Origin of the sequence: Legionella sp. (assembly GCF_047605385.1) — a bacterium.
In the GTDB taxonomy this organism is placed as follows: Bacteria; Pseudomonadota; Gammaproteobacteria; order Legionellales; family Legionellaceae; genus Legionella.
In genome coordinates this window covers 1-16,062 of the sequence record NZ_JASGFU010000058.1, presented here as the reverse complement: position 1 = coordinate 16,062, position 16,062 = coordinate 1, and the positions used below count along the sequence as shown (strand labels likewise).

Below are 16,062 nucleotides of genomic sequence, written 5' to 3'. Positions count from 1 at the left end.
ATCATAATACTAAAATAGGAATTTAGCAAATTAGGATAATCTTTTGTTCTGTTAATGACATCCTCAAATCATCAAAAGAGGACGTCCACAGTATCCATAAGGGTTATTGTAAGTTTTATCTTTATTTGGCAGGATTTTTTAAACTTTAAATGGCATGTTTAGCATTTCATGTAAAGTTATGATAAAACATATCCATATCAAAATGCAGCTAGTTTGGCGATGTTTTGCAAACATTCAGGTTTGTTTTCTGAATAAATAGCTGTTGTAATAGTGCTGGAATGGCCTGCCAAAGATGATACTGCTTTGATACTGATACCCTGCTCAAGCAATCGGGTAATAAAAGTGCGACGACCAGAGTGAGAGCTTGCACCAATTATACCAGCTTTGTCATAAAGAGACCTGAACCATTTTTGCAGTGTACACGGAGTAAATTCTTTTTTTCGCTGCGTTTGAAATAATGGTTTATTAAGATCAAAACCGACCAAGGTTTTTAAGTAATCGGTAAGTGCTGCATAAACCTTTTTATTTGTAAGATAAGTGTAATGTTGCTTTTTTCCATAATGTATTGAGCGTTCCAAACAAATTTCATCAAGAAGTCTGTATTGTTTATCGGCAACATCTTTAATAGAAAGTGATGAGATTTCTTTTACACGCAGCCCTAACCCGAATGAGTAATATACAAGCGCAATATTGCGAATAGGGAATGAGCCAATTTTTGCTGTATTGAGTAGTTGTTCAAATTCAAATGCATTCAAAATCTTTGCCTTACCTTTTTTTGCCATATCAACACCACCATTAAAATAGATTAAGTATTACCAATTAACAAACATTCCCTTGCAGCCAATACCACTTCATTAGTGATATATTGCAATTGATTCAACCTTAACAATCGGTCAATTTGCATAAATAGCCGATTCAATAATCGAAAATTACCATTCGTGATGCGCATAATAGATGTCATCGCCTCATGATCAGAAAATTCTTTTTGTTTTAATTTAAGCCCTAATTTTTGCCAGTTATGTTCCAAAGTAAACAACATTTCTTCTTTAGATAGTGGTTTATATTCATGAGAAAATCCTATCCGTGAATACAGTTGTGAATACCTTGATAGTCTTTTTTCCAAGCCGGGCATGCCAATAAATACGAAGGAAATACCTCGCTCGTCATACAATGATCTTAGTAACTCTAACGAGGCGAAACTAAGTCGTTCAGTTTCATCAATGATGATTAGCTTGCAGTAATTCTTGGATGATAATTTTATGGTTTTGATAAAATTCTCTTTTTCATCTTCATTAAATTGGGTTTGCTCATCGAGCATTTTATTTACTTGTGCGGCATGAACCACTCGATCAAAGTAACAAATGTTTTGATTCAGAGTATTTAGCATTTGAAGAGAAGATAGTGGGGCAATGGGAGTATAAAAAACAGTACTACAGCTATAAAGCTCGGATGGTACATGACGATTATCTTCAATTGCATATCCATTTGGGTTTGCTGACAAAATTAGTTTCCGCTTGCTGTAATATTCTGCGGATTGTGTTTTCCCAACCCCTGGAGATCCATAACAAATGCCAATGTATTTATATTCAACACACGCATCACAAAATTCTTCAAATCGCTGATATCCCTTGGTTTCTAAAAATATTTCATCCGTGTCAGGTAGCTCATTCATGCTTATACCTCTTTATTTTGACATGGCGAACTTTATCTTGTTGTTCAAGCGATGAGATAGGCGTTGGCTTATTGGTTATTTTTGATGGATTTGTTAGTAAGGCGTCTACAATTGAACATCGCTCGCTGATATTGTTTCGTAGTTCCTTCCTTCTGGCATTCCTAGCCTGGACAATTTCTTTTAAACTGACTGACTCTGTGTCTAATTCTTGTGAAATCGCACGGCACAAAAAATCACCCTTGTGAAAGACACGAATTTCGGCAAGATCCCTTGGATCATAACGAATGATGACATCCTCACCGACAAAGCCCGCAAGGGTTGTAGAAAAATAACGGAATCCCTGGAATTTTATGCCATCTCTGTGAACTTTTCTTGGTTTTGCGACCATCAATAATAATAAATCCAGCAAATCTTGTGATTCAGGAAGCTGAGGCAAAAAACAATTACTTTGCCATTTAACGTTGGGTGCAATTTTGGTTGCACTATGTGATTGATTATTGTATTCATACAACATAAAAAATTTTATTTTTGATTCAAGCTCTTCAAGTGTCAAGCATTCAGTCATTTTTACAGAAGTACCTTGTTGCACATACCCAGGCAAGTCTTGAAGAACGCGTTGATTTATCGTGGCAAAAAATCGCTCAATCTTTCCACGACCACGAGGTTTACCAATGGTCGAAAAAATTAACTGTATTTTCAATGATACACAAACTTCTTCAATATGGTGTGATGTAAAATCACAACCATGATCGGTATACATGATTTCAGGAATGCCACAGATAGGCCACTGCTTCCCATTTTTTATCCATATAGCCTGACGAAATGCTAATGATGTTTGCAGTGAGGAGGGGGCATGAAAACTTAAATAATATCCAGCTATAGCCCTACTGTAATCATCCATAATAACAGTGAGCCAGGGTCGTTTAATTCCACCTTTACCATCAAGCGCGTAGATATCAAGTAATGTATGATCCGCTTGCCATATTTCATTTGCCCTCGATGCTTCTCTGATAAAAAGTAGATCATATTTTTGTTGGTATGATTTTATACCATCGTGGGCAAGACTGGTGAGATCGGGAGAGATATTATTTATAATCTTTGAAACAACTGCATAACTGGGCATTGGCAGCTTATTATCTTTGGTATGACGCACTATTTGTCGATGAATTGCAGCAACAGTACGTTTTGGCTTCTGCAGAGCTAACCCTTCAATCACCTGCACCAAATTTTCTGTTAGCTCTCGGTAGCTTCCCTTATCGTTACGGATTTTTGATTTTAATCCGTCTAACCCATTGATCTTGTATTGCTCGACCCACCGATGCAAACTCCTGATCGAGATTCCTGAATTCTTTGCGATGGAAGTTAGGGTCGTTTTATCTTCTAAATACGACTGAATGACCTTAAATTTATCAAAAGCACTTTTCCTACTCATATTTCATAATTTAATATCAAATTAAGCTGATGTTTAAATTTATGTACAACATATGTTCTTAATGGGCATAAAATCTTTTCATGGTCATTTATTATACTTCTACTCTATTATTTTGTATACTATAAAACGACATTATTGTACATCAATTTTGTTGTTGTCTTACACTTTATATTTTTATGGTTAACTGTATAATTAACTCGGTTATTTAAGGTTAAATATTAACGGACATTTTTTGAGTAAATTATGGTCAAAACTATTGCCTATATTCGCACATCGACCGACAAGCAAGATTTGAACAACCAAAAACTTGAGATTTTTGAATTTGCTAAAAAAAATAAATTGGAGGTAGATGATTTTATTGAGATGACTATCTCAAGTAGAAAAACCAGCAAAGAACGCCGTATTGATGAAATGCTCTCGGTATTAGATGATGCCGATACGCTTATTGTCACTGAACTAAGTCGATTAGGTCGAAGCACAGCAGAAGTCATCGGATTGGTTAATGAGTTAATTAAAAAACAGGTTCGCGTTATTGCCATCAAGCAAAACCTTGACATGAAGCAACATGATATGACCTCTAAAGTAATGATCACCCTGTTTTCACTTTTTGCTGAGCTTGAACGTGATCTTATTAGTCTAAGAACTAAAGAGGCGCTTGCCAATAAAAAGGCGCAGGGGATCCAGTTAGGAAAACCCAAGGGAACTGTTCAAAAAAGCAAATTTGATCAGGACGTTGTTAAAATTAAAGAGTTGTTGGCCTTAGGTTTATCAGTAAGAAAAATTGCAATTTTTTTAGGGTATACCAACCATATTGGCCTTAATACCTATGTAAGTAAAAGGAAATTGCGCGATAAGACTAGTTCGATAGAAAATAAGGAACATTAAATGCCTAAACCTATGAGGATAATAGACTCCCATATTCACTTTTGTGATAACGAAGCAAACGTGCACCCATTCTTAGATGAGTACGATCCTACCTATGCTGCGTTTGTCGGCGATTATTCAAAATTGGAAAGAAAATATTTGTTAAAAAATTATTTACAAGATAGCTCTGACTATCAAATTGATGGAGTTGTTTGGCATGAGTTTTTATCGACAGATCCCATAAAAGAAGCAAAATGGGCACAAAATTTAGCTAGCCAATCCAGTATAGCTCAGTCTATGGTAGTGATGGTCGATTTTCTTGACCCAGCTCTAGAGGAAAAATTAGAACTCTATAACACCATGCCAAATATAACTGCTATACGTGAACACATGGTTTGGGATAATGAGAATCCTAGAAAACGCTTCGCAAAACAGCCAAATCTTTTATCTGATTCTACGTGGCAAAAAGGACTTAATCTATTAAATAGGTATGATTTTAAATGCGGACTTGAAGTATTTGCACCACAGTTACCCGAGCTTGCGAATGTCATTCAACGTTATCCAAATGTTGATTTTACTCTAGCTGTAATGGGGTGGCCATTGGATGTAAGCGAGGAAGGTTATAAACAATGGAAGCAAGAAATAAAGCGATTAAGTAAATATCAAAATATATGTGCCGATATCTCTGCAATTGAGTGTATTTTTGGAATGGATTGGACTTTGGAGCAGGTAAGACCGTGGATATTAAGTGTCATCGAATTATTTGGTCCCACACGGTGCATGTTTGGAAGTCATATGCCTATTGCTAAACTTTCACGCAATTTTGGCAATCTTTATAAGACTTATGAAAGTATAACCACTAATTTTTCTCCTACTGAAAAGGCAAACTTATTTCATGACGTAGCAGCCAATTGGTTTAGACTTTAAAAAATTATTGGGTTATCCACGGTTGCATGGCAGCACATTAACTTGATTGGAATTTATGAATTTTATAATAGACTTCTTCGGAAACTCTACTGAGGAGGCATCTTGCTGCGTCGATGTGATGTTCGAATCCTCATATACTGACATGTACACTCCGCTTTCCTCGCAATACACTCTCCTCAGAAAGTTTCCGAAGAAGTCTAATGACAAAGAATATCTTAATTTACATGAGCTTATAGAAAAGTTGGTGAGCAATAAAAAAATAGATTTATTAGCCTCAGCCTAGACTGGCAAAGGGTTTTAGGAGTGCCTTGGGAAATTTCGTACCTTCCTGCAAAGAACCCCAGAAAGCGCACCGTGCACGCCGCACAAGCTCACATGCCATAAGAAATTACCCGCAACACATAAATTGTAACGGATAATAAATATGATACACTGTACTTAGCCATGATTCTAGTTGACGCTAGGATTATGGTTAGTGCAGCGCTGGTGTTTCAGCACCTGCGCGGCACGCTTAGAGATTAGTTTAGGACTCTTTATACCCAAAAGTCAACCAATGCAAAAAAGGATTTGTTGCTCAAAAACACAGACTTGTCCTTGATAATACAAAGAACCAAAGCATTTTTTTACTTCTATTGAAATAATTCCGAATGAGATCCTGTTCTCATTAACCTCAACAAACCCACCTCATCTTCTACTTTATAAATAAGCAACCAATCTGGGGCAATGTGACACTCTCGATACCCTTTCCAATTACCAACTAAAGAATGATCACTATTTTTTTCGGGAAGCGATTGACTCTGACACAGCAAATCAACAATTTCCTGTAATAAAAGTAAGTTCTTGCCTTGCTTTCTGATTTTTTTAAGATCTTTTTTGAACTGTGTAGAGCGATAAATATCAAGCATCCTCGTTATCCAAGTCGTCAATCATTGCTTGGAACGATGAAAACCGTTTTCCACCACCACTCTCTAATTCATCCATTGCCATTTGCGTTTCACGATTTGGAATTTTCAATTCAAAGGGCATCCCTTTGCACATCACGATTTGGGCATATAATGCATTAATCGCTTGCGATGCAGTAATTCCTATCTTTTTAAGAATGACATCCCCTTGCGCTTTAAGATCAGGCTCAATCCGTGCCTGAACTGTTGTTGCTTTAGTCATAACAATCTCATGTTAAATTCATATATATTATATTGTAGTTTCATTGTAATACAAAATCAAATCAACAACCATATCATTAGAGTGCACCCTTATGATAATTTTTACCTCTTTATATAATTCTGTGACTTTTCTAAGTCGATGTCAGTAGATTGTCAAAGTGGATGTCAATTAAAAATTGTTAATGTGTTTTGCCACCTAAAAATAATCAAATCATTTAAGCTAAATTATTTGATGCAGGAACCCAACGATATAAAGTAGGCACAGAGATACCAAGATTTTGTGCAACATCCTTCGGTAGCGTACCATTCGCCAATAATTGTTTAGCTGACTCAATTTTACTTTGGGTCATTTTTCGTTTACGACCACCAACTCGCCCTTTTGCTTTTGCAGCAGCCAATCCTGCTTTAGTTCGCTCAGCCATTAATTCACGCTCCATTTGAGCAAGGCTTGCCATAACATGAAAAAAGAAACGACCTGCCGGTGTGGAGGTATCAACATTATCAGTAACGCTCTTAAAATGGATGCCCTTCTGATGTAATTGGTTAACCAAATCAATTAGCCCCTTAACAGTTCGGCCTAATCTGTCAAGCTTCCAAACAACCAAAGTATCATTTTTTCTTAATACTTCCAGCGCCATTTCTAATCCTGGCCGACTTACCCTTGTACCAGATAATTGATCTTGATAGATTTTCTCACAACCAACCTCATTTAAAGCTGAAATTTGAAGATCTAAATTTTGATCAACTGTTGAAACACGTGCATAGCCTATAAGCATAGTCTACTCCAAAACCCATTCACCATGATCTTTAATTTCTTTATGCATCGCATCAGGCGCAAGATCAAGCTCGCCAGGCCAAGCAACAGCACCATAGTTGATAAAAGCTTGCTTGAAATAAGCCTCATCTTTTAATACTTCAAACACGCCGGTTAAATGGGATGGTTTGAATCGAACGGTTCCTTCCAGGCCATCTTCAAATTTCACCTTCAGCAAAAGGTGTTGCTGTGGTTCTACTTTGGTCACATTCCAGTACATCGGTTTCTCCTAGCGTAACGGTTCAATTTTATTAGGCATTTTCTTTTGGGTACATAGTTCCCAATCTGTTATTAATTCTGCCTGGTGTAATTCAGCCCAATCTAAAATCAGGTTTAAAGCCCGCCTTGGTAAGTTACCTTCCAACATCCTTAGTGACTTAATATCAATAATTCCCTGATATTCTCCATAAACAGCATGGAAATGTGGCGGCGCATGATCATTCCAAAACATTTGAATCAAAATACTGTAAAATGCACTAATAGTGGGCATCGATTGATTGTCCTTATTCTCAAAACTCATATGAAGTATAATGTAATGATAAATTAATATCAAGAATGGTTATTGAGAATGTGAGACTCCAGTAAACAAAGCAATTTAATCCGACTGATTTTTCTTGCTCAAAAACGAACGTTTGTGCAATTACCTTAGCAAGCGTTCCTAGATATTGATCCTTTGGAGAAAAAAGGTCACCTTGATTCCATCAAATGTTCAGCATTTCAGTGGCCTCCTTCATTAATCGATCCCAAATGCATTCCAGTGTCATCTGCTCAAGTACCTCAATCGCGATCCCCGTACCATGGGATAATCGTTGTAGTAATTCGGGTGTTGGTTCTCGAAATTGCCTGGCTTTGCTATCATTAGACGAGATATTCAGTGCACGCAAACAGAAATTCTCGTAACCTACTCCATAGCATTCTGCAAGTCGGCGGACATATTTTTCCAACGTCTCATAGGGGCGTGGTTTTGGGTGTAACGGCCAACGTGTCTGCATCGTGGTGCATTCAACGCAATTCCCGCTCAACCATGCATCGACGCACACTGGGTGAATGGTAATCAGCCCGCTCAATGGCAGCAGAATTAATACATTCCTGATTATGTAGTAGTGCCGATGCGGTGGCACTGTTCAATAATGCAGTAATTTCACCAATCGTACCTTCAGAGCGTGATAAAATCAGTTCACTTAAGTGAGGCGCCGATAGATAGGATGGCTCACGTAAAGGTAAAACGCTTTCAAAACTCGCCATAAGACGAGAAAAATCTTCTCCCTGCTCCCAACGTGGCAGTAGTAAAGGGTGGAATCTGTTCTCAAGCTGATCATCACTGCGGATAGCAAGATAGGCCTCACGTATACCCAGACAAACGATAGGAATGCGCAGTTCGTTGCCAATAAAACGAAGCACATTTAACAATTGCCGCTGTTGATTGGCCGTTGCACCCAGTAAATTGTGTACTTCGTCAATAATAAGCATACGTACATCGACCGTACGCATTAGTTGTAGCGCTAAAACTTCACACCGGTTATTTCGACTGTGAAAGCCAACTGGTGTGCCGAGTTTAATGAGTAGTGTTGTATAAAATCGGTTAACCGTTACCTCTGCTGGCATCTGCATCATTAGCACTGGAATGATTTCATGTTCGCCATCATCAGAAATCTGCTGCGGATGCATGCGATGAAATTTTTCAGCAATCATGGTCTTACCATTGTTACTTGCCCCTGCAATCAGCAAATTTTGTGGCCGAAGCTTGCCAGGTTCATCAGAAAGCAACGTCTGAAGCTTCGATAATGCTTGGTTTGCACGTGTATAACCAATCCAACGCTCCATTTTAAAGCAGGCAAGGCGCTCAACACTCGGTAACATAGCCAATGCGCTTGCTTCCGGGCTCAAGTGATTAAAATTTACCATGGCTCAATATCCTCAAATGGACGCACCGAACCAATACTGGCTATTTCAGCAGGTCGCTTAGCAGGAATTGATGCATGTTCAGTTTTCATAGAATCATTTTTTCTCCGAGCTCGGTTTCGACGTGCTGTACGAGTCAAAGCCTCGGATTTGCGCTCAATCTCACGCAGTTCATCAATGGCAGAAAACAACCTTGCCTCATCAACCGCTGCACGTCGTTGTTCACGCAGACGTTTACGTGCCAGCTTGTGTTCCCACAACGTAATGGTGGGGCGCGATAGTGTTCGATAAGGCACTTCAAGATAACAATTACTTTCTGCATCAAGTACAAAAATTCGTGACAAATCTCGTGGATCGCGGCGAATTAACAAGCGTCCTGGCTGATTACGCAACTGTATCCATGGGCGTAACGAATTACTGTAATAGGTAATATGATCAATGGTTATGCCATCACGTTGTAATGAGCGACGAACTACTGGAAGAAAATCAATCAGAAAAGTACGGGGATCTCGGGGCATTGCCAGTGTTTTGTTCGCAGAAAAAAGTTTCTGAAGACCCTGTTCATAGCGATGCAAGGGTCAAGCAAGCGGCCTTATCACTGTCATAGTCACCACGCATCGTTGTATTGGAAAATGTTGTGCCAGGCAAGGCATGAACCAATTGCATCAACGTACCGATGACACGCTCAACAACACCACCATAGTGCGGTAGCCCAGGAGGTCTCCATTCGATCTTAATGTTATGTTGCGCACACCCACGTTCAAATGCCGCTGAGTGAAACTCCGAAGCATTATCAACGCCGATACTAAGTGGCTTGCCTGCTATCGGCCAGTGCGCTTCAATATTGCGTTCTTGTAACCAAGGCACTTTATCCGTTGCCACCATAGTCAGGCAGAGGCCTACACTAGTCGCTGACGGTGCTTCCAAGGTTAGATGAAACTCAGCAATACAACGACTGAAGACATCACTGTTATCCATGGTCGGCCTATGGGTAATCGATCAACAGGAGCTACGATGATTAGATCCACGGGAGTATGATCTATTTGTATCCAAGCAAGAGGGGTATCAACGATGGGCGTAACGCCATAAATTGGCTTGGTTTCGGGGTGTTGTTCCCCTCGTTTACACCGTTCAGACAGGGATAAAGTCTTTAGACGCCGCCTAATAGTACTATCGGATGGTGGCTTTAACCCATCTTTTAAAGACTGATTACGGATATCACGTATGAGTGCAGCCGCTGATCGTTTTTGTGGTGTAGTAAATACTTCCGTTATCAAGCGCTGGAGCAATGTTTCACGCGCCGCAGCCAGTCGTTGTTTGCCACGCCCACCGTTAGAACCTTTGGGTAATAAGGCAGTGATTTCAGCATCGGATTCGCGTAGTCGTTGGATTAACCTATAGATCTGCCGTTCCGATAATCCCAGCGCATCAGCAACTTCTTGTGCCTTCTCAGCTGGGCAATGTTTAAATTCCAGTAATGGACGTATAGCTAATGCACGGCGATTTGCTTCGTTCCATTCCTGCTCAGCAATTTCTGAAAGATCAGTCATATTATCAGCTTTTTTGCAACGTGCTGACAGCCACTTCGATAACTTGCCCCGTGCTGACATCAAGTTTGATTGTCACTGACATTGACTATGACATTTTAAATTTTATCAATCAAGAGAATATTGGATGTTGGATTACTTCTGCTGACATCAACTTAGACAAGTCACACTTTTATTTTATCTATCAATAGGGTTTGTTTTTAATTTATGGTAAAGTAGTATCTCTTCTTTTAAGGTTTATTGATAGGTAATGCTGATGGATTTAGTAGGGTATGCCCGAGTATCGACAATCGACCAAAATTTAGATATTCAACTCGATGCATTGAGGAAGGCAGGATGTAAAAAAATCTTCTCTGAGAAAAAAAGCGGAACCTCGAAAAAAGACCGAACAGCATTTGATGAATGTATGAATTATATTAGAGAGGGAGATACCCTGGTCGTAACACGAATTGATCGCCTCACACGCAACATTCTTGATTTACAAAACCTAATTCATGATTTAAAAGATAAGAGAATTAACTTAAAAGCACTAGACCAACCTGTTGATACCTCCAGCGCTTCAGGAAAATTCTTTTTGGATATGCTCGGTGTTTTTGCTGAATTTGAGACCAATTTACGTCGTGAACGCCAACTAGAAGGCATTGAGCGCGCCAAAAAAGAAGGGGTTTATAAAGGACGAAAACCAACAGCCCGTGCTAAAAGTCATGAAGTCATTACGCTTATTAACCAAGGATACACGCGGTTTGCTGTTGCTAAAAAACTAGATATCGGTATTGCCAGTGTGTACCGTATTTTAAAAACACATCATCAAAAAAATCCAGAACAAACGCTCCCTGGAAGTCAATCCACCAAAAAAATTGCTGTAATTGAAGTTTGGCTTCAGGTTGAGAACAACTCCAAATTCGTTAGAGGGAAAAATGAATCAAGGCGACAAATTGAAGAAGAGTGCTTTGCCCCTTTTGATATGGTAAAAAAGGATAAAGACAGCCGGGACTATGTGCTTAAAATTCCTTATGAAAGCGATAAGGAGTTGGATGAAACCATTAATGAACTGATCGAGGAAGCAGGTTACCTTGCTGATTTGCGCAATGGGTTTATAGAAATTAATGTGATTGAATCCGCTACAGGTAAGTCTTGGTCATGACCGCATGGTTCACTGCCCTACCCTGGGTTCATTATCTGGATTTTAAAAGAAAGGAATGCTATCACGCTGCCCGTTTTGAGAAAGACACACGCTATTATGTCATTCGGCTAAGTAATGACTTACTTGAAGACTGGGTAATTACCTTAATCAATGGGCGCATCAAATCAAAATTAGGGCAAAGTAGAACACTGGCCTTCGCCAATTTTAACGAAGCCTTTGATTCTTTTTGCCAGCAGGCCAAAATACGCCATCAACGGGGCTACCAGCTTAAAACTTTTGATTGTGACAATCACCTTCTGTTGCACCTAATTCCCTTTTTAGTACACGTAGAGAATAATGAAGAAGCACATGAGACCAAAATAATTCAAAGCCCTAAAAATCGCAGGAATCAAAACCAATCCCCTGCTCCCAAGAAATACAACCAAATACCAAGTCATCAGCAGATAGGATTTTCTTTTTAAGGAGCGTTCTTCTTTGGAGGGAATCTGCTACTAAAGTTAGATTAATTAGAATAAAGAGCCTGCAAAAATCCGTGTTTCATTTGACAGAACCTGATTTCTACCCGATTATTGCGCCAACTTAAGCGAATCCATATAGAAACGAAGCGCCACGCGCTATTAATAAGGAACATCCTATGAATAAAAAAGAATTGATTGCTGCCATAAGCAACACATCAGGACTCAGTAAAACTGACTCAGAAACTGCCTTAAATGCGGTAATTAGCTGTCTCACTGATTTACTTGCCAAGGGCGATTCCATTGTATTGCCAGGGTTTGCCAGTTTATCGGTGAAAGAGCGCCCTGCTCGCACCGGCCGAAATCCCGCTACAGGACAACCCATCGAGATTGCTGCCAGTAAAGTAGTGAGCTTTAAGACGGGAACAAAATTAAAAGAGGCCATTAACGACCAATAAATTGGGGGGCAATGATGGCTCGGGGTATTAACAAAGTTATTCTAGTAGGTAATGTGGGCAATGCACCAGAGGTGCGGCAAACAACAGAAGGCAATGCGATTGCAACACTTTCTTTAGCAACCAGTGAAACTTGGAAGGACAAGCAAACTGGAGATAAACAGGAAAAAACCGAATGGCATCGTGTTGTATTTTTCAGGCAACTTGCAGAGATTGTTGGGAAATATGTGAAAAAAGGCTCAAAGCTCTATATTGAAGGAAGCCTTCGCACGCGAAAATGGCAAGACCAGCAAGGCATAGACCGCTATACCACTGAGATTGTTGCCAATGACATGCAGATGCTGGATAGTCGGCACGATGAAGAAAGACCTGATAACAATGAGCCTGGCTATGCTGCCCAGACCCCAATGTCAACCAACAACCAGTCCCCTGTACTGGGTTTAATTACAGGATTGGGGCAAATGCGAATTACAAGTCATTAAATAGCCTATAATTCAACCAAATTTGGCTAAATCAAAAAATTTATCTCACGTAAAATCATACTGGTTTATTGCTATCAGTCCATATTCTATATAATATAAATCCTTTAAACTTACGTCAAAACTAATCGCATAAAAATGAAGTCGATTAGCTCCTGAAAAACTAATCGTATAAGGATTATTATACGATTAAAATAAGTTTATTTGACCTACATGCGCATATCAAGTACAATAAGGTCAAATTTATCACCTGTTTGGTTACAATATGTCAGGGTTATCCATATTAAAGTTACTTGCAGAATATGCTCCATACCAATTACACCGTTTTGCAATGGATTTAAATAAACAGGGAACTTATACCGCAGTGCGGTCTTGGGAGAGTACTGAACCAGGGTCATTACAAGGCGTGTTAAATGCTTACGCTTATGTAATACCAATTATAATAGAAAAAAAACATATAAATTTTGAAGACATCATAAATATTCACATAGCCTGTGCAAGCAATGTCAGTATGTTAAATACTGTCCCAGGAAAACTTAGAAATGGCTATAGTGTCGCATTTGGCATAGTCCCTGAGACATGTAGTGAAGATGGTTTAAAAGAATTGGTTGAAGAACATAAAAAATATCCATATCAAATCCCTAGTCTTTCAGATATTAAGGGATCTGGTGATCAGGTTATGCATTTAAATCAGTTGCTACGTGGAGTTCATCAAGGATTCTATATTAATAGTTATGATGGAAAATTAACAGCCGACGAAATAGAAGAGTTTTCTGAATTACACTCTAAGCAAATAGAAACAACTCGTTATATGGAGTTAAAAGAAAAATTTCGAAAAAATCTGATAAATGAAATAAAAAGAATACTAGAAAATCTTTATACGGAACTCGAAAGTACTAATTCTGATCAAGAAAAACTTACTGTCATTGTAAAATGGATTCAACGATTGGAACGACTCCACCCATTTCAAGACTGCAATTGTAGGGTATTTTGTATGGTTCTTTTGAATACACTATTAATGCAATGTGGATTTCCTCCAACATTGATAGATAATCCTAATAAATTTGATGGGTACTCGATTAAAGAACTTGTAAGTGCTGTCCAGATGGGTTTTGATCAAACAAACTTTTTAATTAAGTATGTGCTTAAAGAAAAATCGAATCCCACATTCTTTACTCCTTTTCAGCGTCCTCCTAAGGAGTCTAGCTCAGGACCTTGCATTGATGATTTGATGGATGATGAGGACTATTTACCATTAAATAACCACTGGTGTGATATACACCCTATACAACGTGATGAGTTAACTAATTTTGCTAATAAACTTGTTCTTGTTCTTAATAGTGATATTAAAAATAACGAAGAAAATCGCTTAGATGTAAAACAAATAGAAATATATCAATAATTCGCATTTGTCTCGTTTCTGTAATTCAACCCAACTTTCCACCAAAAGACCCTTATGGGATAAAGAAGGCAATGTAGTCGGTGTTGTGGGTAATACCATTGATATTTCGTACCTAAAAAAAATTGAAGCAGAACTAAAAACAGCCATTGATAAGGCAGAATCCGCAAGCCAGGCTAAAACAGAATTTCTTGAGAATATGCGCCACGATATCCGTACGCCTCTAACCGGTATTGTAGGTTTCGCAGATTTACTCAAAATGGAATCAGATAACCCCCATATTAAAGAGTACTCAGAGAATTTAGTGGCATCCAGTCACGCTCTCTTGGATTTATTAGATGAAGTGCTTGAAGTAATCCGAGTAAGCTCAGGCGAAATTCCGAAACTAAAGAAAAAATTTAGTCTCGAACAAACATTAAATCAGGTGATTGAACTCAATCGTGCGCGATCTTTAGAAAAGAAACTATCCTTAACCCTTAATATGGATAAGTCCATACCTCAATACATGATTGGCGATAAAGTCCGTCTGCATCGTGTAGCCCTTGAGTTGGTTGCTAATGCACTAAACTTCACCGATACTGGTTTTGTTACGCTCAGTGCAACACTTGCCAAAAAAGACGAAGGAAAATTGGTATTAAAACTCATCGTAAAAGACTCAGGAATTGGTATCCCTAAAGACAAACAACAAGAAATTTACGTGCAGTTCAAACGACTTACCCCATCCTATCAAGGCATTTATAAAGGAGCGGGGCTTGGTCTTTCGGTGGTCAAACAATTTATCGATGAATTGGGTGGTGAGATTTATGTAGACAGTGAGGTGCGGTGTGGCACTACCTTTACGTGCCTTATCCCGCTACAAGAACCCCTGCTTGATGATGCCACAGGAATTGATTCAGAGATGGAACACCTTATAGACAAGCCGTTAGAAACAACCTACGCCCAAGAAATTAAGCCGGTCGCTGAATCAAAACATAACCATACTTTTCGTGTTCTGGTCGTTGAAGATAATTCAATTGCCCAAACAGTCGCCAAAGCCATTCTCGCCCAACTTCACTGTGATGCGGATCTTGCGGACACCGGAAAAAAAGCGGTCGAACTATGGAAAAAGGGGCAATACGATCTTATTTTCATGGACATTGGATTACCGGATATGGATGGCTATGAAGTCACCCATCAAATCAGACTGTATGAGTTAACTCAAAAAACACACAGCCCCATTGTTGCCCTTACCGCTCATGCTGGTGATGAAAACAAGCAACGCTGTATCGAGGCCGGAATGAATGCTGTTTTAACCAAGCCACTGACGGCACAAAGCTGCACCGACATACTCAACGCCTTTATTCCAGGGTATCATCAACACAATGATACAGTTCAGGAAGTAGCCTATCGCTCTGAGCTACCACAACACAATGAGTCCTTATTGGATTTAACACCCTACCCTGTTCTGGATATTGAAGAGGGGATTAAAGCAACCGGAACCATTGAGACGCTCTCCCAAATGCTACACTTTATGGTTCAGGACTCGCTTATTCCAGATGTTCAAGTGATGAAAGAGGCACATGATGCAATGGATTGGGATAAAACCCAACAAATAGCCCACAAAATTAAAGGCGGTGCGGTCTATGTCGGCACAATAAAAATTAAAATGGCCTGCCAGTACTTAGAACGCTATTGGAAATCAGGGCAACGTGAGTTACTGGAACCTCTCTATCAACAAACGCTTAGAGTAATTGATGAGAGCATTCAAGCAATTAATCTGAATTAGTTTTGACTTGCTCTGACACAACTACTTGAAAAAGTGAGAGTTTC

Annotated in this window: 21 protein-coding genes; 8 read left to right on the top strand and 13 right to left on the bottom strand. The window is 39.1% G+C overall.

Annotated features, from left to right (window positions below):
• Positions 1 to 197: 197 nt before the first annotated feature.
• From QM652_RS11540 to QM652_RS11530, 3 genes are read right to left on the bottom strand one after another with little or no spacing between them, the layout of a single operon-like run.
• Positions 198 to 782, bottom strand: coding sequence for a tyrosine-type recombinase/integrase (locus tag QM652_RS11540; RefSeq protein WP_415075929.1), 585 nt, complete (start codon positions 780 to 782; stop codon positions 198 to 200).
• A gap of 23 nt (positions 783 to 805) precedes the next feature.
• Positions 806 to 1,672 (bottom strand): AAA family ATPase, encoded by an 867-nt coding sequence (locus tag QM652_RS11535; RefSeq protein WP_415075927.1) that lies wholly within the window; start codon positions 1,670 to 1,672, stop codon positions 806 to 808.
• Complete coding sequence (locus QM652_RS11530) at positions 1,665 to 3,104, bottom strand: Mu transposase C-terminal domain-containing protein (RefSeq protein WP_415075925.1); 1,440 nt, start codon at positions 3,102 to 3,104, stop codon at positions 1,665 to 1,667. The genes QM652_RS11535 and QM652_RS11530 overlap by 8 nt, the downstream gene beginning before the upstream one ends.
• A 243-nt stretch (positions 3,105 to 3,347) precedes the next feature.
• Here QM652_RS11530 and QM652_RS11525 point away from each other — a divergent pair, with 243 nt between their 5' ends.
• Positions 3,348 to 3,989 (top strand): recombinase family protein, encoded by a 642-nt coding sequence (locus tag QM652_RS11525; protein ID WP_415075923.1) that lies wholly within the window; start codon positions 3,348 to 3,350, stop codon positions 3,987 to 3,989.
• On the top strand, positions 3,990 to 4,895 hold the full coding sequence (locus QM652_RS11520; RefSeq protein WP_415075922.1) for an amidohydrolase family protein: 906 nt from the start codon (positions 3,990 to 3,992) through the stop codon (positions 4,893 to 4,895).
• Positions 4,896 to 5,524: 629 nt separating this feature from the next.
• Here QM652_RS11520 and QM652_RS11515 read toward each other — a convergent pair.
• The 10 genes from QM652_RS11515 to QM652_RS11470 all read right to left on the bottom strand — a co-directional run bounded on the left by QM652_RS11515 (position 5,525) and on the right by QM652_RS11470 (position 10,324).
• Positions 5,525 to 5,800 carry a type II toxin-antitoxin system YafQ family toxin gene (locus tag QM652_RS11515; protein ID WP_415075920.1) on the bottom strand — a complete coding sequence of 92 codons (276 nt, stop codon included), beginning with the start codon at positions 5,798 to 5,800 and terminating at the stop codon, positions 5,525 to 5,527.
• Positions 5,793 to 6,059, bottom strand: coding sequence for a type II toxin-antitoxin system RelB/DinJ family antitoxin (locus QM652_RS11510; RefSeq protein WP_061468703.1), 267 nt, complete (start codon positions 6,057 to 6,059; stop codon positions 5,793 to 5,795). Before QM652_RS11510 ends, QM652_RS11515 begins: the two co-directional genes overlap by 8 nt.
• Before the next feature lie 214 nt (positions 6,060 to 6,273).
• The gene (locus QM652_RS11505) at positions 6,274 to 6,834 is read right to left on the bottom strand and encodes a recombinase family protein (protein ID WP_415075918.1); all 561 of its coding nucleotides are present in this window, start codon (positions 6,832 to 6,834) and stop codon (positions 6,274 to 6,276) included.
• A gap of 3 nt (positions 6,835 to 6,837) precedes the next feature.
• Positions 6,838 to 7,092: a DUF2442 domain-containing protein gene (locus QM652_RS11500; RefSeq protein WP_415075916.1), complete on the bottom strand. Its 255-nt coding sequence runs from the start codon at positions 7,090 to 7,092 to the stop codon at positions 6,838 to 6,840.
• Between the two features lie 9 nt (positions 7,093 to 7,101).
• On the bottom strand, positions 7,102 to 7,362 hold the full coding sequence (locus tag QM652_RS11495; protein WP_415075914.1) for a DUF4160 domain-containing protein: 261 nt from the start codon (positions 7,360 to 7,362) through the stop codon (positions 7,102 to 7,104).
• A gap of 211 nt (positions 7,363 to 7,573) precedes the next feature.
• Positions 7,574 to 7,864, bottom strand: coding sequence for a TniQ family protein (locus tag QM652_RS11490; protein WP_415075912.1), 291 nt, complete (start codon positions 7,862 to 7,864; stop codon positions 7,574 to 7,576).
• Positions 7,865 to 7,874: 10 nt separating this feature from the next.
• A complete protein-coding gene (locus QM652_RS11485) occupies positions 7,875 to 8,777 on the bottom strand; it encodes a TniB family NTP-binding protein (protein WP_415075910.1) in 903 nt (300 codons plus the stop codon).
• Positions 8,771 to 9,292, bottom strand: a complete 522-nt coding sequence (locus tag QM652_RS11480; protein ID WP_415075908.1) for a Mu transposase C-terminal domain-containing protein — start codon at positions 9,290 to 9,292, stop codon at positions 8,771 to 8,773. Before QM652_RS11480 ends, QM652_RS11485 begins: the two co-directional genes overlap by 7 nt.
• Positions 9,293 to 9,335: 43 nt before the next feature.
• Positions 9,336 to 9,659, bottom strand: a complete 324-nt coding sequence (locus QM652_RS11475; protein ID WP_415075906.1) for a hypothetical protein — start codon at positions 9,657 to 9,659, stop codon at positions 9,336 to 9,338.
• Between the two features lie 44 nt (positions 9,660 to 9,703).
• Positions 9,704 to 10,324, bottom strand: a complete 621-nt coding sequence (locus tag QM652_RS11470; protein WP_415075904.1) for a hypothetical protein — start codon at positions 10,322 to 10,324, stop codon at positions 9,704 to 9,706.
• A gap of 253 nt (positions 10,325 to 10,577) precedes the next feature.
• On the opposite strand from QM652_RS11470, the gene QM652_RS11465 reads away from it, so the two are divergent.
• The 6 genes from QM652_RS11465 (at position 10,578) to QM652_RS11440 (ending at position 16,018) form a co-directional block, all read left to right on the top strand.
• Positions 10,578 to 11,465, top strand: coding sequence for a recombinase family protein (locus QM652_RS11465; RefSeq protein ID WP_415075902.1), 888 nt, complete (start codon positions 10,578 to 10,580; stop codon positions 11,463 to 11,465).
• Complete coding sequence (locus QM652_RS11460) at positions 11,462 to 11,926, top strand: WGR domain-containing protein (protein ID WP_415075900.1); 465 nt, start codon at positions 11,462 to 11,464, stop codon at positions 11,924 to 11,926. Before QM652_RS11465 ends, QM652_RS11460 begins: the two co-directional genes overlap by 4 nt.
• A gap of 155 nt (positions 11,927 to 12,081) precedes the next feature.
• Positions 12,082 to 12,378, top strand: coding sequence for an HU family DNA-binding protein (locus QM652_RS11455; RefSeq protein ID WP_415075933.1), 297 nt, complete (start codon positions 12,082 to 12,084; stop codon positions 12,376 to 12,378).
• 14 nt (positions 12,379 to 12,392) lie between these two features.
• Entirely contained in the window at positions 12,393 to 12,857 is a 465-nt protein-coding gene (ssb, locus tag QM652_RS11450) for a single-stranded DNA-binding protein (RefSeq protein WP_415075931.1), read from the top strand.
• A 262-nt stretch (positions 12,858 to 13,119) separates the two neighbouring features.
• Positions 13,120 to 14,256 carry a hypothetical protein gene (locus tag QM652_RS11445; protein ID WP_415075898.1) on the top strand — a complete coding sequence of 379 codons (1,137 nt, stop codon included), beginning with the start codon at positions 13,120 to 13,122 and terminating at the stop codon, positions 14,254 to 14,256.
• A 7-nt stretch (positions 14,257 to 14,263) separates the two neighbouring features.
• Positions 14,264 to 16,018: a response regulator gene (locus QM652_RS11440; protein ID WP_415075896.1), complete on the top strand. Its 1,755-nt coding sequence runs from the start codon at positions 14,264 to 14,266 to the stop codon at positions 16,016 to 16,018.
• Positions 16,019 to 16,062: the final 44 nt, after the last annotated feature.

Bases quoted from the DNA above. Each gene is read 5' to 3' on its own strand.
- QM652_RS11540 (WP_415075929.1), bottom strand. From the start codon at position 782: ATGGCAAAAAAAGGTAAGGCAAAGATTTTGAATGCATTTGAATTTGAA.
- QM652_RS11535 (WP_415075927.1), bottom strand. From the start codon at position 1,672: ATGAATGAGCTACCTGACACGGATGAAATATTTTTAGAAACCAAGGGA.
- QM652_RS11530 (WP_415075925.1), bottom strand. From the start codon at position 3,104: ATGAGTAGGAAAAGTGCTTTTGATAAATTTAAGGTCATTCAGTCGTAT.
- QM652_RS11525 (WP_415075923.1), top strand. From the start codon at position 3,348: ATGGTCAAAACTATTGCCTATATTCGCACATCGACCGACAAGCAAGAT.
- QM652_RS11520 (WP_415075922.1), top strand. From the start codon at position 3,990: ATGCCTAAACCTATGAGGATAATAGACTCCCATATTCACTTTTGTGAT.
- QM652_RS11515 (WP_415075920.1), bottom strand. From the start codon at position 5,800: ATGCTTGATATTTATCGCTCTACACAGTTCAAAAAAGATCTTAAAAAA.
- QM652_RS11510 (WP_061468703.1), bottom strand. From the start codon at position 6,059: ATGACTAAAGCAACAACAGTTCAGGCACGGATTGAGCCTGATCTTAAA.
- QM652_RS11505 (WP_415075918.1), bottom strand. From the start codon at position 6,834: ATGCTTATAGGCTATGCACGTGTTTCAACAGTTGATCAAAATTTAGAT.
- QM652_RS11500 (WP_415075916.1), bottom strand. From the start codon at position 7,092: ATGTACTGGAATGTGACCAAAGTAGAACCACAGCAACACCTTTTGCTG.
- QM652_RS11495 (WP_415075914.1), bottom strand. From the start codon at position 7,362: ATGCCCACTATTAGTGCATTTTACAGTATTTTGATTCAAATGTTTTGG.
- QM652_RS11490 (WP_415075912.1), bottom strand. From the start codon at position 7,864: ATGCAGACACGTTGGCCGTTACACCCAAAACCACGCCCCTATGAGACG.
- QM652_RS11485 (WP_415075910.1), bottom strand. From the start codon at position 8,777: ATGGTAAATTTTAATCACTTGAGCCCGGAAGCAAGCGCATTGGCTATG.
- QM652_RS11480 (WP_415075908.1), bottom strand. From the start codon at position 9,292: ATGCCCCGAGATCCCCGTACTTTTCTGATTGATTTTCTTCCAGTAGTT.
- QM652_RS11475 (WP_415075906.1), bottom strand. From the start codon at position 9,659: ATGGTGGCAACGGATAAAGTGCCTTGGTTACAAGAACGCAATATTGAA.
- QM652_RS11470 (WP_415075904.1), bottom strand. From the start codon at position 10,324: ATGACTGATCTTTCAGAAATTGCTGAGCAGGAATGGAACGAAGCAAAT.
- QM652_RS11465 (WP_415075902.1), top strand. From the start codon at position 10,578: ATGGATTTAGTAGGGTATGCCCGAGTATCGACAATCGACCAAAATTTA.
- QM652_RS11460 (WP_415075900.1), top strand. From the start codon at position 11,462: ATGACCGCATGGTTCACTGCCCTACCCTGGGTTCATTATCTGGATTTT.
- ssb (WP_415075931.1), top strand. From the start codon at position 12,393: ATGGCTCGGGGTATTAACAAAGTTATTCTAGTAGGTAATGTGGGCAAT.
- QM652_RS11445 (WP_415075898.1), top strand. From the start codon at position 13,120: ATGTCAGGGTTATCCATATTAAAGTTACTTGCAGAATATGCTCCATAC.